The 14,336-nt window shown below is 48.9% G+C and carries 11 protein-coding genes; 7 read left to right on the top strand and 4 right to left on the bottom strand.

Going from position 1 to position 14,336, the window contains the following annotated elements; genetic code table 11:
• Positions 1-17 precede the first annotated feature (17 nt).
• From AB1I67_RS20205 to AB1I67_RS20190, 4 genes are all read left to right on the top strand, one after another.
• Complete coding sequence (locus AB1I67_RS20205; RefSeq protein ID WP_367031995.1) at positions 18-1,502, top strand: L-fucose/L-arabinose isomerase family protein; 1,485 nt, start codon at positions 18-20, stop codon at positions 1,500-1,502.
• Positions 1,503-1,708: 206 nt separating this feature from the next.
• Positions 1,709-2,167, top strand: coding sequence for a GNAT family N-acetyltransferase (locus AB1I67_RS20200; RefSeq protein ID WP_367031993.1), 459 nt, complete (start codon positions 1,709-1,711; stop codon positions 2,165-2,167).
• 132 nt (positions 2,168-2,299) lie between these two features.
• Positions 2,300-3,160 carry an Rpn family recombination-promoting nuclease/putative transposase gene (locus tag AB1I67_RS20195; protein ID WP_367031992.1) on the top strand — a complete coding sequence of 287 codons (861 nt, stop codon included), beginning with the start codon at positions 2,300-2,302 and terminating at the stop codon, positions 3,158-3,160.
• A gap of 138 nt (positions 3,161-3,298) precedes the next feature.
• The gene (locus tag AB1I67_RS20190) at positions 3,299-3,934 is read left to right on the top strand and encodes a type 1 glutamine amidotransferase family protein (protein WP_367031991.1); all 636 of its coding nucleotides are present in this window, start codon (positions 3,299-3,301) and stop codon (positions 3,932-3,934) included.
• A 17-nt stretch (positions 3,935-3,951) separates the two neighbouring features.
• Here the strand turns inward: AB1I67_RS20190 and AB1I67_RS20185 are convergent, their stop codons facing one another.
• The 4 genes from AB1I67_RS20185 to AB1I67_RS20170 form a co-directional block, all read right to left on the bottom strand.
• Entirely contained in the window at positions 3,952-4,134 is a 183-nt protein-coding gene (locus AB1I67_RS20185; RefSeq protein WP_367031989.1) for a (2Fe-2S)-binding protein, read from the bottom strand.
• A gap of 230 nt (positions 4,135-4,364) precedes the next feature.
• Positions 4,365-4,760, bottom strand: a complete 396-nt coding sequence (locus tag AB1I67_RS20180) for a carboxymuconolactone decarboxylase family protein (protein WP_367031987.1) — start codon at positions 4,758-4,760, stop codon at positions 4,365-4,367.
• A gap of 38 nt (positions 4,761-4,798) precedes the next feature.
• A complete protein-coding gene (locus AB1I67_RS20175) occupies positions 4,799-6,196 on the bottom strand; it encodes a pyruvate carboxylase subunit B (protein WP_367031986.1) in 1,398 nt (465 codons plus the stop codon).
• A gap of 279 nt (positions 6,197-6,475) precedes the next feature.
• Positions 6,476-7,501: a LacI family DNA-binding transcriptional regulator gene (locus AB1I67_RS20170; RefSeq protein ID WP_367031984.1), complete on the bottom strand. Its 1,026-nt coding sequence runs from the start codon at positions 7,499-7,501 to the stop codon at positions 6,476-6,478.
• Positions 7,502-7,849: 348 nt separating this feature from the next.
• Here AB1I67_RS20170 and nifJ point away from each other — a divergent pair, with 348 nt between their 5' ends.
• From nifJ to AB1I67_RS20155, 3 genes are read left to right on the top strand one after another with little or no spacing between them, the layout of a single operon-like run.
• Positions 7,850-11,371: a pyruvate:ferredoxin (flavodoxin) oxidoreductase gene (gene nifJ, locus AB1I67_RS20165; RefSeq protein ID WP_367031983.1), complete on the top strand. Its 3,522-nt coding sequence runs from the start codon at positions 7,850-7,852 to the stop codon at positions 11,369-11,371.
• Between the two features lie 12 nt (positions 11,372-11,383).
• A complete protein-coding gene (locus AB1I67_RS20160; RefSeq protein ID WP_367031981.1) occupies positions 11,384-12,505 on the top strand; it encodes an aconitase family protein in 1,122 nt (373 codons plus the stop codon).
• Positions 12,506-12,516: 11 nt separating this feature from the next.
• Positions 12,517-14,310: an aconitase/3-isopropylmalate dehydratase large subunit family protein gene (locus AB1I67_RS20155; protein ID WP_367031979.1), complete on the top strand. Its 1,794-nt coding sequence runs from the start codon at positions 12,517-12,519 to the stop codon at positions 14,308-14,310.
• Positions 14,311-14,336: the final 26 nt, after the last annotated feature.

The raw sequence follows: 14,336 nt of genomic DNA, 5'->3' as shown, positions 1-14,336 counted from the left end.
AAATGGAGGATATTGACATGATGAATACACCGGAAATTAAGATAGGAATTGTTGCCGTGAGCCGCGACTGTTTCCCGGAGAGCCTTTCCGTGAACCGCCGGAAAGCGCTGGTAGAGGCTTATTCCAAAAAATATGATGCAAAGAACATTTACGAATGCCCGGTCTGTATCGTGGAGAGCGAGATCCATATGGTACAGGCGCTGGAGGATGTGAAGGCCGCGGGCTGCAATGCCCTGGTGGTGTATCTGGGCAATTTTGGTCCGGAGATATCCGAGACGCTCCTGGCAAAGCATTTTGAGGGGCCGTCCATGTTTATCGCGGCTGCGGAGGAGAGCGGCAGCAACCTGATCCAGGGACGGGGCGACGCATACTGCGGTATGTTAAATGCAAGCTACAACTTAAAACTCAGGAATATCCGCGCCTACATTCCAGAGTATCCCGTGGGCACAGCGGAAGAATGCGCAGACATGATCGAGGAGTTTGTACCGATCGCCCGCGCCATTGTGGGACTGTCCAGCTTAAAGATCATCAGCTTCGGGCCGCGCCCATTAAATTTCCTTGCATGCAACGCGCCGATCAAACAGCTCTACAACCTGGGCGTGGAGATTGAGGAGAACTCGGAGCTGGATCTGTTTGAGGCGTTCAACAACCACGCAGGAGACGCCCGGATCCCGGATGTGATGAAGGATATGGAAGCGGAGCTGGGAGCCGGGAATAAAAAGCCGGAGATCCTGGAAAAGCTGGCTCAGTATGAGCTGACGCTCGTAGACTGGATCGAGGCGCACAGAGGCTACCGCAAATACGTGGCGATCGCCGGGAAATGCTGGCCTGCATTCCAGACCCAGTTTGGCTTCGTGCCGTGTTATGTGAACAGCCGCCTTGCCGGACGGGGCATCCCGGTTTCCTGTGAGGTGGATATCTACGGGACCCTCAGCGAGTTCATCGGCACCTGCATCAGCCAGGATGCGGTGACACTGCTTGACATCAACAACTCGGTGCCGTCCGACCTTTATGAGGAGGATATTAAGGGCAGCTATGATTATAAGCTGCACGAGACCTTCATGGGATTCCACTGCGGCAATACCAGCTCTAAAAAGCTGACCGCCTGCGAGATGAAGTATCAGCTCATTATGGCCCGCTCCCTGCCGGAGGAAGTGACCCAGGGTACGTTAGAAGGCGACATTGCACCGGGCGAGATCACCTTTTACCGTTTGCAGAGCACCGCGGACAATATCCTGCGCGCATATGTGGCCCAGGGCGAGGTACTTCCGGTGGCTACCCGGTCCTTCGGCTCCATCGGTATTTTTGCGATCCCGGAGATGGGCAGATTCTACCGCCATGTGCTGATCGAAAAGAACTTCCCGCACCATGGGGCAGTGGCGTTCGGACATTACGGCAGGGCGCTGTATGAAGTGTTCAAGTACATCGGCGTGGACGTAGAGGAGATCGGATTCAACCAGCCTAAGGGGATGCTGTATAAGACGGAAAATCCATTTGGATAGAATGTATCCGGCATAAGCGCTGTATGAAGAAATGATGCAGGAAAATATGATGCAGGAATAGAATTGTGGCGGTTCCTGCCTGTGGAGAGATCTGCGGGCGGGAGCCGTTTTTGATGTGAAATGGTCTTTTTCTGTTGTGGACTTCCTGGGGAAAAGGATTGTGGGGATGTGGGCAATGTGTTAGAATTGGGGTGGAGGAATAAATTATGATCAGAATTGCTGAACCGGCGGAGGCCGATACCATTATTGAGCTGGTAAAACGCACCATAGAAACGGTATATCCCAGATATTATCCGGAAGGGGCGGTGAACTTTTTCCTGTGCCATCACAGCAGCGGCAACGTGAGAAAAGATCTGGAACAGCGGCTGGTTTATGTTCTGGAGGTGGACGGAAAGGCAGCTGGAACGGTCACGATCCGGGAAAATGAGATAGAGCGGTTATTTGTGGAACCAGTTTTTCAGAAAAGAGGATATGGAACTGAATTGTTAGACTTTGCAGAGGACAGGATAACCGGCAGATACGATACCATACAGCTGGATTCTTCCCTGCCGGCGAAAGCCATGTATTTAAAAAGAGGGTACACAGCAGTGTCCTTCCATCAGATCATTACGGACAATGGTGATTATCTTTGCTATGAGGAGATGGTAAAAGCATCTGGAACATGAAGCTGGTGACCCATGAGATTTTGTCGGAGAAGAAATTTGAAAAAACAATTTTGAGTCTGAAATAGTCTGGTAACATGAAAATCGTTGTGTTACAATATAAGTAGAATTCCTCTGTCTGGGACGGAGGTAGGTATGATACAAAAGAATGCTTTACAGGATTTGCCGTTTAAGAATAATTTTATGTTCTGTGCGGTCATGTCAAGGGAGAATGTGTGCCGGGAATTTCTGGAGATGCTGCTGGGGTTTCCCATTGAGGAAGTCCAGGTGGATTACGAGAAAAGTATCCTTTATCATCCGGAGTATAAGAGTGTACGCCTGGATATTATGGCCAGGGATGAAAAACACCGCCGCTATAATGTGGAGATGCAGGTAGGCTCACAGGAAGCCATAGGGAAGCGGGTTCGTTACTATCACAGCCAGATGGACATGGAGATGCTGGGAACCGGAGTTCCCTACGCGCAGCTTCCGGATTCGTATGTTATTTTTCTTTGTGATTTTGATCCTTTTGGTGCGCAGCGTTACCGGTATGTTTTTGAGAACCGGTGCCTGGAGACAGGTGAGTCCATGGGAGATGGCTGCAGAAGCATATTTTTAAGCACCTGCGGAAAGAATCCGGAGGAAGTCCCCGAGCGTTTGGTGAATTTCCTGAATTTTGTGAGGGAAGATTTGAAAAACATGCAGGTGGATTACGAAGATTCCCTGATCCAGAACATACAAAAAGCAATGAACTATGTAAAGTCAGACAGGAGACTGGAGGTAAATTATATGCTGCTTCAGGAACTGATCGATCAGGAACGCAGGGATGCAAAGGCGGAAGGAAAAGCAGAAGGAAGAGCAGAGGCAATTTTGGAGATTATATCAGCATATGGGCCTGTGCCGGAGGATATCAGGCAGCGCGTGCTTGAGGAACGGGATCTGGGAGTTTTGGGAGACTATCTGAAAGCGGCAGTTGGTATGAGATCCATGGATGAATTTGTAAAGATCGTCAGATAATCTTTTTGGGAAACCAATCGTTGCTTCGGGGGTGAAGCCCCCGGAGCATCTGCAAAAAGTGACTGTCCAATCGGACAATTTATCAAAACAGCAGACAGAGGAATTCTTAATAAAACAAAAAATAGAAAAGGAAAAAGCATGAAAAAGAAAATAATTTTATTTGTAATATTGGAGAAATATGCGGACTGGGAGGGTGCATATCTGTCATCCGCGTTGTCGATGCTGGGGCAGGGGGTGTATGAGTCGAAAACGGTGTCGATGACAAAAGAAGCCGTGTCCTCGATCGGAGGTTTTCACGCACTGCCTGATTATGATATTTATAGCGTACCGGATGACTATGAGGCTCTTATTTTAATCGGAGGGATGTCCTGGAGAACGGAAGCTGCGCAACAGGTCAAACCATTGGTGGAAAAATGTTTTGAGGCTGGAAGAGTGTTGGGAGGCATCTGTGATGCTTCCGCGTTTTTAGGGACGACAGGGGTCTTAAATCAGGTGAAACATACAAGTAATGATTTGGAGGATATGAAGGCCTGGGCTGGTGAGGTATACACAGGTGAGGAGTATTACCGAAGGGAACAGGCGGTGGCAGATGGAAATATTGTGACGGCCAATGGGACTGCGGCGTTGGAATTTGCGAGGGAAGTACTGCTTGCTTTGAAGGCGGCGCCGGAGGAAAAGATCATGGAGTGGTATTCTTTTCATAAACTGGGATTGTGTTCTGCGGCGATGCCGGAGGATGCGACTTCCTGGGATGTGGAAGCTGCGGGGAAGTAGCGCTGGAATGGGGAGGTTTATTGTTCGTTTAAAAAGTGATCAATGAGATGCTGGATGTTGTCGCAGCATTTTTTACAGCATGTGCCTGCTTTGGTGATCGATTGTACCTCCTGCAGGGTCTGGGCGCCGGATTCTACGGCCTCTTTGATCTTGCGGTTTGTCACTTTCATGCAGTTGCATACGGGTTTATCTAAGTTCATAATGCGGACCTCCTTTGGTTGGGCATTAGTATGTGGAGAATTAGGGTGGGTTATGCATGGCAGTGGGGAGATAAGGAAATAGTATTGGGGTAAAGCGAATGATATCTGTCATGATTGCAATAAAAAACGGGCAGGCCACAACAAGGTGAGTTGTGCAAGCCCGTTTCTTATAAAGACGATACCATAGGCAGGCCGAGTTGTCAAAAGAAATTCATGGAGAAGTAAGTATATTATTCTGGCATCTCTATCGGTTCAAACAGATCGCCTAAAGTCTCAAGAGCAGGAAGTAATTTGGTCACGCCGCAAGTAAAGAAAATGATGCGGAGGACTTCAAATACTTCGTCAATGGTTGCGCCGTTCTCCATGGCAATTTTAGCATGCACTTTCATCGTTGTTTCCGTACCGGTAGCCATGCCAATAGCCATTACGATAAGCTCCCGATATTTTTTTGGAATGGAAATATCTTTTTTATTGCAATTTACATATTGCTGCAAAAACATATTGATCAGGTTCGGGTCATTTCCCATAGCACGATGGGAATCCAAAAGGCTGCCGCCGCGCGCTTCATGCAACTCTTTTAATATTTGGATGGAACGTTCCAGCTTTTGCGAATCTTCCTGTTTCATGGTTAGTTTCTCCTGCTTTGATTTTTATATTTAAGTGGCTATAAACCATATTTGATTTTAAGAAAATCAGGTGCATAGTTTGGGAACATGGCATATGTAAGGACGTCTTCATCGTTTTGTGCCAGAGAACTGATTTCAGCTTTGGCAGCTTCGAATCCAGGCTGGAGCATATCACCCGGGCGGGGGAAAGATGACGTTTCATCACCGAGAGCTTTTTCGATCAGTTCAGGGGAGATCGGTCCCGGTGGCATACCATACATTCCGCGACAGTATTCTTTTAATTCTTTGCTGACCATCATATAACGCTGACCGGTCAGGACATTGGTAGTTGCCTGTGCGCCGCACATCTGGCTGGATGGCGTTGCAAGAGGGGGATAACCCATATCTGCACGGACACGTGTTACTTCTTCCAGAACTTCCGGAAGACGATCGTACAGCTTCATAGCGGTCAACTGACTTTCCAGATTCGAGAGCATGCCGCCTGGTACCTGATGCTGAAGGCAGCCAACGTCAACACCTACAAGTTTTGTTTCAAAATCAGCGTATTTCTTGCGAAGCTTCATAAAGTCATCATTGATGGATTTAAACTGTCCGACATCAATTTGGGGATCCCGGCTGGTTCCTTTCAGTGCAGCAGCAAAGCTTTCAATCGGAGGATGCGCCGGTCCCATGGACATAGCGGAAACGCACACGTCCAGACCATCAACCCCGGCCCGGACCGCTTCCCAGTATGCCATTTCAGCCATCCCCCCAGTACAGTGGCAGTGTAGGTGGACCGGTATTTTCAGAGCTTTTTTCAATGCAGATATCAGCTCGTAGGCGGCCTGCGGGGTCATCAGACCGGCCATATCCTCAACGTGCATAAGGGAAGCCCCCATCTTTTCCTGCTCTAAAGCATTCTGAACAAATACCTCGGTGGTATGAAAAGGACTGACGTTGTATTGTACAGAACCTTCTATTTTCTTTCCCGCTTTTTTTACCGCGCGAAAAGCGGATTCACAGTTGCGTAAATCCTGCAGCGCGTCAAAGATCAGGAAAATATCAATACCGGCTGCCGCCGCTGTCTCTACAAACTTTTCTACAATATCATCCGGATAAGCTTTGTATCCGACCAGGTTCTGTGCCCGAAGAACCATCTTAAGAGGCGTTTTCTTCACGTATTTTTTGAACTCGCGGACACGGTCCCACGGATCTTCTTTTAAAAAACGGACAGCGACATCAAACGTTGCCCCGCCCCACATCTCCATACTGTCGTAGCCAATCTGATCCATGCGGGTCAGAAGCGGAACCATATCGGCAGTAGTCATACGTGTTGCGAACAGCGACTGCTGGCCATCTCGGAATTCTACGCTGTTGAACTTTAGAGGAGTGCCTGCACCGATAAAGTCGGCGGCACCTATACCATCTGGAAGCTTTGATCGTTTATTCCAGAACAAAGTATCACATCCTTTTCTTTCTAAGGTGATTCGTGTTATTGGGTTGATAATTCCAAATCGGGAAGTAGGAATTATAAATCAGGATAAGTGTAACGTTAAACTAAAACGTTAAAACAACAATACTATAACAAATCGTGTTTGTCAAGCCCCAATTTGGGAACTCAAAGAAATCAAAATTTGGAAAAATAGGAATATCGGAATCAGCAGGAGCAGAAATATTAAGACTGATAAATGACAAAAAGGATCCGGGAAACCGGACCCTTAAAAAGCACGCTGATATTATGATTTCGGAATACCGAGGAAACTTTCGCGCAAAACAAGAGTAGCTTCCAGGTTGATATGGGTAGGTTCCAGATTATTTGTTGTGATCTTTTCCTGCAGGATATCGACTAACTGCTTGCCAATCTCCTCATTGGGCATCTTGATCACACTTAGAGGCGGAATGGTATGTTCAGCATGTTCGGGATCGAGCATGGCGATGGAGAGGATCTCAACATCCTCTGGAATCTGCTTCTGGTGTTTATGAAAAGCGCTTAGTGCACCAATTGCCATAGCATCTGAATCACAGAAAATCACTTTGGGCGGATTGGGTGTGTTGCAGTAGGCTTCTGCTGCATGGTATCCGCCGCCTATTGTCCCCAGATTTTTAAAAATATGCTCGCTGAGGACGTTAATACCAAGTTGAGAGCATGCATACAGGAAAGCCTGGGTGCGGAGGCCGGTTGCCACGTAAGAGTGCTGGGAGGCGATGACAGCGGCTTCCGTATATCCTCGCTGCCGAAATTGTCTTGCAGCCATCAGACCGATTTCCCGGTTGTCTGTGCATACCGTGGAAAAGTGCTCTGAATAGCGGTTGATCAGAATTAAAGGCATTTGCGGGGAAAGCTGTTCTAAGTATTTTAAATCACTGTTGGAACAGGCTCCTATCACAATACCGCTGTATCCGTTTTTTAAAATCGAAGCATCATACTGGTCTAATTTATCATTTTCGTAAGTTTGAATGACCAGTTCGCAGTCAAAACCAATACGCTGGATTTCGACCTGCAGAGAATTCATAAATGAAGCAAGGATCGAGGTGCGATAGTCCAGAGGCCAGAAAAATGCAATGACAGGTTTTTTACTGTCCTGTGAGCGCAGACGGCGGGCGCTTAAATTAGGCTGATATCCCAATTCGCGCATGGCATCCTGCACGCGCTCCTGCGTTGCAGCGGAAATCTTTCTTTCTTCTGATTTACCATTGATTATGATAGAAACAGTAGTGACGGAAACGCCTGCTGATTTTGCGACATCTTTTATAGTAGCCATCCAATACCTCCGGTGGAATCAGGTTTTATTGCCTCATCCATAATAATTGTTTTACTAAACTCTATCTTATCTATTGAGACCCCATTTGTCAAGCAAACAGAAACGGCACTGTGCAAAACTTACAAAAATATGTAAATGGAACTGGATAAAATGCTGGAATTGGAAAAGGATATCAGAAATATCTTGACAAAAGTAAAACGTTAAACTATTATTTGTGCCATAGGATGAACGTTATACTAATACGTTAAACTTATTGAAAATTCTCAGTAACAAATTGTAAAAATGTGAACTGCAGCTGTTTTAAGGGAAGAGAACATATGCGGCTCAGAGGAAGAAAGGTAGAAAATCATGAGCAAAGTAAAAAGAGCAATGGATGGAAATGAAGCAGCAGCTTATGCCTCCTATGCATTTACTGAAGTAGCGGCGATTTACCCGATCACTCCGTCTTCACCGATGGCGGAACTGGTCGACAAGTGGTCGGCAAATGGAATGAAGAATATTTTTGGCCAGCAGGTGAAGCTGGTTGAGATGCAGTCTGAGTGCGGCGCCGTATCCGCGATGCACGGTGCACTGGACGGCGGAGTATTGTCTTCTTCCTATACAGCATCTCAGGGCCTGATGTTGATGATTCCGACCATGTACCGGATTGCGGGACAGCTGAAGCCGGGGGTTATTCATGTGGCATCGAGGAATGTGGCAACTCATGCCATTTCCATTTCTGCAGAACAGTCAGATGTTATGGCCTGCCGCCAGACCGGATTCGCCATGATGGCGTCATCCAGTGTGCAGGAAGCGATGGATCTTGGAGCAGTATCCCATCTGGCAGCAATCAAAGGGCATGTTCCTTTTTTACATTTCTTTGATGGGTTCCGTACTTCTCATGAGATCCAGAAAGTAGAGTGCCTGGATTACGAGGATTTAAAGAAGCTGGTTGACTGGGGGGAACTGGATAAGTTCAGAAGGAATGCGCTGAACCCGGAACATCCGGTGCTGCGTACGACCGGTCAGTATTCGGACACCTATTTCCAGAGCCGTGAGGCCTGCAACAGTTACTACGATGCGCTTCCGGAGATTGTGGAAGAATATATGAATAAGATCAATGCACTGACCGGCTGTGACTATAAACCATTTAATTATTATGGCGCACCGGACGCGGACCGCGTGATCGTGGTCATGGGTTCCTCCAGCGGCTGCGTCCGCGAAACGGTCGATCATATGATGGCGAGGGGGGAGAAGGTTGGATATATCGATGTCCATCTGTATCGCCCGTTCTCTTCCAAATATTTCTTAAGCCAGCTGCCGGATACCGTAAAGCTGATCACTGTAAATGACAGGACAAAAGAGCCAGGGGCAGTCGGTGAGCCTTTATATGAGGATGTGTGTTCTGTTATTCTGGAATCAGGTAAGGATATCCGTGTACTGGCCTGCCGTTATGGCCTGGCAAGCAAGGAGTATACTCCGGCCCAGGTGATTGCACAGTTCGAGAATATGAAAGCAGCAACGCCGAAGAATCACTACACCATCGGTATCAACGATGATGTGACGCATTTATCCCTCGCCTATGGTCCGGAAGTGAACACCGTTCCGGATGGGACGATCAGCTGTAAGTTCTGGGGGCTTGGTTCCGACGGTACCGTGGGAGCGAATAAGAACACCATTAAGATCATCGGTGACCATACGGATATGAATGTACAGGCATATTTTGAATATGACGGTAAAAAGTCCGGCGGAGTGACCCGTTCACACCTGCGGTTCGGCAGGCAGCCGATACGATCTACATATTTGGTAAACCAGGCAGATTTCATTGCCTGCCATAATAAATCATATCTGGACCGTTATGACATCCTGGCCGATGCAAAAGAAGGCGCCAATGTGCTGATCACCTGTGACTGGAAAGGTGAGGAGTTAGAGAAGCATCTGACTGCCGGGTTTAAGAAAGCAGCAGCACAGAAAAAGCTGCATCTGTATACCATTGACTCTACTGCGATTGCGGCTGAGCTTGGCCTGGGGAACAGGACCAACACCATTTTGCAGGCAGCATTTTTCAAGATTACCGGAATCATGCCGATTGAGGAAGCGGTCGGTTATATGAAGAAAGCAATTCTCAAATCTTACGGCAAAAAGGGTGAGAAGGTCATCAATATGAACTACGCGGCTGTGGATAAGGGCGTAGAAATGGTTGAAGAGGTTGAAGTACCTGACAGATGGGCGGATTTGGCGGTGGAAACCGGGCAGCCGGATGAGAATCTGCCGAACTGGATCAGGAAGATTCAGATTCCGGTTAACGCGATGAAGGGTGACAATATTCCAGTCAGTGATTTTACAGATCTTCCGGATGGCACCATGCCGCAGGGAACCTCCAAATACGAAAAACGCGGCATTGCAGTAACCGTTCCGGTCTGGGACAGCAGTAAGTGTATCCAGTGCAATATGTGTTCTTATGTTTGCCCTCATGCGTGTATCCGCCCGTTTCTGGCAACCGGGGAGGAGGCTGCAAAGGCTCCGGAAGGCTTCATCATGGTTCCGGCTGTTGGCAGGGGCATGGAAACTTACAAATACCGTATTCAGACTTCGGTACTGGATTGTACGGGCTGCAAAAGCTGTGTGAATGTGTGTCCGTCAAAGGAAAAAGCCATCTCCATGAAGCCTCTGGACGATCACCGTCATGAGGCTGAGAACTGGGAATATGCCATTGCCCTGTCTCAGAAGAAGAATCCGATGGGGATATCCACTGTAAAAGGAAGTCAGTTTGAGCAGCCGCTCCTGGAGTTCCCGGGGGCATGTCCCGGATGCGGTGAGACACCCTATGCAAAACTGATCACGCAGTTGTTTGGTGACCGCATGTATGTGGCAACGGCAACCGGATGTTCCCAGGTATGGGCAACCAGCTTCCCGTCATTCCCCTATACGACCAATTCGGAGGGGAAAGGACCGGCAGTCGGCGGTTCTCTGTTTGAGAACAATGCAGAGTATGGCATGGGCATCTGGTTATCCGTGGAACAGCAGAGAATGAAGCTGGCTATGCATGTCAAAGAGCTTGCAAAGCTGACTGCGGATGTGGTGCTGAAGACAGCAGCAGAGGACTGGCTTTATGGAATGAACGAGACGGAAGCGTCTAAGGTGACCGGTACCGCATTCAGGGCTGCACTGGACAGCTATGCTCCGGCAGCAGAGGAGGCAGCGCTTGTTGATGAGATCAAAGCAAATCTGGATCATTTGACTAAGAAGTCCGTATGGTTCTTCGGCGGTGACGGCTGGGCTTATGATATCGGTTACGGAGGCCTGGATCATGTTCTGGCATCTGGAGCGAATGTCAACGTCATGGTATTTGATACTGAGATTTATTCCAATACCGGCGGACAGGCGTCCAAATCGACCCCTACCGGCGCTGTTGCGCAGTTTGCAGCGGCGGGTAAGAGAAGTAAGAAAAAAGATCTTGGTATGATGGCCATGAGCTATGGTGATGTATATGTTGCGCAGGTTGCAATGGGGGCGAACCCATCGCAGTTCCTGAAAGCAATTATTGAGGCTGAGGCTTACGACGGCCCGTCCTTGATCATTGCCTATGCCCCATGTATCAGCCATGGCCTGCGCTGCGGTATGGGGGATGTGCAGGGCGAGATAAAACGTGCCGTCGAGGTTGGGTACTGGCAGCTTTACCGCCACAACCCGGAACTGGCGGCGGAGGGTAAGAATCCGTTTGTACTGGACTCTAAAGAACCTACAGGGGATTTCCGTGAGTTCCTGAGAGGAGAGGTCCGCTACTCTGCATTGGAGAGGACATTCCCGGAAGAGGCAGAAGACCTGTTTGCGAAGACCGAGAAAGAAGCTATGGCGAGATATGCAAAATATAAAGCGCTGGCGCAGTAAGGAGAAACGTGTATGGGGACATTTATTGAAACTATGCTTGGAGGGTCTGCCGGAAGCGTTGTTACGGTAGAACCGGATTATATTGTGATTAATGATGGCGTATCACATGCTGCCGTGGAAGCGATTTCCACGGTGGCAGAACCGGAAAAAGTTCTTGTTATTTATGACCATGATGTTCCGGCCGGGAGACCGGAGGCGGCAGCCGTTCTGCGGAAAAACCTGGAGTTTGCAGAGCGGTTTGGCTGTCCGTATATCCAGGCTGAGGGCGTAGGCTATCAGTACATGTTAAATGAGGTGGTAAAGCCAGGTCAGATCATCATCGGCGGAGGTTCTCACGGAAGTATCTTTGGAGCAAAAGGCGCATTGGGTATCAATGTCAGCATCCCTGAGCTTGCGAGAGTGGTGGAGACCGGACGCTACAGCATTGTAGTGCCGGAGACGGAATATGTGACGATGACCGGAAGTCTGCAGGAGGGAGTGGGCATCATGGATGCAGCGCTTGCGTTTCTGAGCCGGAGCAGGGAGCTGAACCGGAAAGCAGTTGAATTCTATTGCCCAACGCTGGACCGGCACCAGAAAGAGGTGCTTTGCAGTATGGCCTGCCAGACCGGAGCTTATGCGGCAGGCATGACAGAGCAGAGGCCGGAAAGCGGTTTTGTCCTGGATCTTTTAAGTGTAAAGCCCATGGTGATGATGCCCTGCGGATGCAGAACTGATCAGCAGAATGCGGAGATCTGTGAAAAGAGCAAAGTAGAAGGGCTTGCAGTGAAGGCCGGACAGATCGGCGGTTACACTGGTGGGACCATAGAAGAACTGCGAAAGGCGGCAGCTATGATAGAGGGCAAAAAACTGGCATTTGGTTTCCGCCTGACCGTCTGCCCGGCTACCAGCAGAGATTATATTCAGGCCATGGAAGAGGGACTCCTTCACAAGTTTATCGACTATGGTGCACAGATCAGCGCAGCCGGCGACCATAGTGTGGTCGTCCAGGGTCCGGGGGCGATGGGGCCCGGGGAGCGTCTTGTGACCACAGGCCTGTATACGTTTGCAGGTGCAATGGGATGCGAAGATGCAGAAGTTTATACTGCTTCGGTTGAGTCTGTTATGGCAGCCTCGTCCAGCAAAGAGATGTAAGGAGGAGCCAGATGGACAAGATATTCAGCGGTAAGATTTGGAAATTCGGAGATGATATTGATACAGATACTATTATTCCGGGAAAACGCGGGACAATTCCCACAATCGAAGAAATGAAGAAATACGCGTTTGAGCTGTTGAAGCCGGAGTTTGGTTCCACGGTCCAGGCGGGAGATATTTTGGTTGCAGGGAGCAACTTTGGCTGTGGTTCCAGCCGTGAACAGGCGGCTACCGTTCTTTCTTATAACGGCGTCCGTTGCATCATTGCCAAAAGCTTTGCCAGAATCTTTTTCCGAAATGCATTTAACAGCGGAATCCTTCTGCTGCAATGTGACGGAATTCAGGACGTCTGTGAAGGCGGAGATATCGTGACGGTGGATGTGGAAGGACAGACCGTATCAGTCAATGGAAAAAGCTTCAGGGTGGGGGCTGTCCCGGAGAATCTGTTTAACATTGTTTCAAACGGAGGATTGATCGAGGATACCAGGAAGCGGATCGCAGCAGGACTTAAAAAATCAGAGATGAAACCGTTAACCATTGAGCAGTGCCGTAAGCCGGGCTATACTATGGCTGAGAAGCTTTTGAAAAAGAATGCAGGGAAAGAGCATGTAGAACCTGGGGATATCGTGATCACAAGGCCGGATATGTTTATGATCCATGACATTTACACCACTTATCTGGTGGATACCATGAATAAGATCGGTGCAGATAAGATTGACGATCCGGATAAGGTGACAATCGTCTGGGATCACTGTATGCCGACCGCAGTGGCGAAGAACGACTACAGCCATTACGATGCAGGCCTGGAACTGGCTACCCGGTATGGAATCAAAAAGCTGCATATCGGCGAGGGTATCTGCCACACCATTATGCATGAAGCAAAATATGCAAAACCGGGGCAGATCGCCACAGCCACCGACAGCCATACGACCACCTATGGCGGTGCAGGAAATTTCTGCAGCGGCATCGGTACAGCCGAGATGGCGGCGGCCCTGATTACCGGAGAACTCTGGTTTAAGGTTCCGGATGCGATCAAGATTGTGCTGAATGGACATCTGCAGGACGGCGTTATGTCAAAGGATGTTATTCTCAAAATACTGGGCGATATTAAGGCGGATGGCGGTCAGTACAAATCTCTGGAATTTACGGGTCCTGCAGCACATGAGATGAGTATGGAACAGCGATTTACAGTAGCCAATATGGCGCTGGAAGCAGGCGCGAAATGCGGTCTGTTTGAGGCGGATGAGAAAACCGCAGAATACTACGATATGCCGTTGTCAGAGATTGACTGGGTCTGCGTTGATGAAGATGCAAAATATGAAAAGGTGTTAACCTATGATGTGAGCAGTCTGGAACCGCAGCTGTCCTGTCCGCAGGGGGTGGATAATGTTCATCCGGTCAGCGAAATTGCAGGTACCAAAATCGATGAGGTGTATTTAGGAAGCTGTACAAACGGGAGCATTGAGGACATGGCGGCGGCAGCTGAGATCCTTAAGGGCAAAAAGATTGCCAGGGGACTGCGTTTTATCGTAGTTCCAGCGACCAACACCATTTTCAAACAGGCGATGGAGTTGGGATATATCAGGACATTCATTGAAGCCGGAGCTGTGATCTCTCATCCGTGCTGCGGTCTCTGCTGCGGTATGCCGTACGGACTGATGACAGACGATGAGAGGATCCTGTCCACAGCAAACCGCAACTTTATCGGAAGACAGGGGACGAAAAAGACTCTGAGCTATCTGTGCAGCCCGACTGTTGCGGCGGCAACTGCAATTGCGGGAGTTGTGACAGATCCGCGCAGTTAACAAGCAAAGGATGGATGCGGGTGCAG

It is taken from the genome of Clostridium sp. AN503 (assembly GCF_040719375.1).
Taxonomy (GTDB): domain Bacteria; phylum Bacillota; class Clostridia; order Lachnospirales; family Lachnospiraceae; genus Brotaphodocola.
Note: the sequence above shows the minus strand (reverse complement) of the source record. Positions and strands in the feature narration are given on the sequence as shown.

What these genes read in the sequence shown, in the direction of transcription:
- AB1I67_RS20205 (WP_367031995.1), top strand. Translation starts at nt 18, where the DNA reads ATGATGAATACACCGGAAATTAAGATAGGAATTGTTGCCGTGAGCCGC.
- AB1I67_RS20200 (WP_367031993.1), top strand. Translation starts at nt 1,709, where the DNA reads ATGATCAGAATTGCTGAACCGGCGGAGGCCGATACCATTATTGAGCTG.
- AB1I67_RS20195 (WP_367031992.1), top strand. Translation starts at nt 2,300, where the DNA reads ATGATACAAAAGAATGCTTTACAGGATTTGCCGTTTAAGAATAATTTT.
- AB1I67_RS20190 (WP_367031991.1), top strand. Translation starts at nt 3,299, where the DNA reads ATGAAAAAGAAAATAATTTTATTTGTAATATTGGAGAAATATGCGGAC.
- AB1I67_RS20185 (WP_367031989.1), bottom strand. Translation starts at nt 4,134, where the DNA reads ATGAACTTAGATAAACCCGTATGCAACTGCATGAAAGTGACAAACCGC.
- AB1I67_RS20180 (WP_367031987.1), bottom strand. Translation starts at nt 4,760, where the DNA reads ATGAAACAGGAAGATTCGCAAAAGCTGGAACGTTCCATCCAAATATTA.
- AB1I67_RS20170 (WP_367031984.1), bottom strand. Translation starts at nt 7,501, where the DNA reads ATGGCTACTATAAAAGATGTCGCAAAATCAGCAGGCGTTTCCGTCACT.
- nifJ (WP_367031983.1), top strand. Translation starts at nt 7,850, where the DNA reads ATGAGCAAAGTAAAAAGAGCAATGGATGGAAATGAAGCAGCAGCTTAT.
- AB1I67_RS20160 (WP_367031981.1), top strand. Translation starts at nt 11,384, where the DNA reads ATGGGGACATTTATTGAAACTATGCTTGGAGGGTCTGCCGGAAGCGTT.
- AB1I67_RS20155 (WP_367031979.1), top strand. Translation starts at nt 12,517, where the DNA reads ATGGACAAGATATTCAGCGGTAAGATTTGGAAATTCGGAGATGATATT.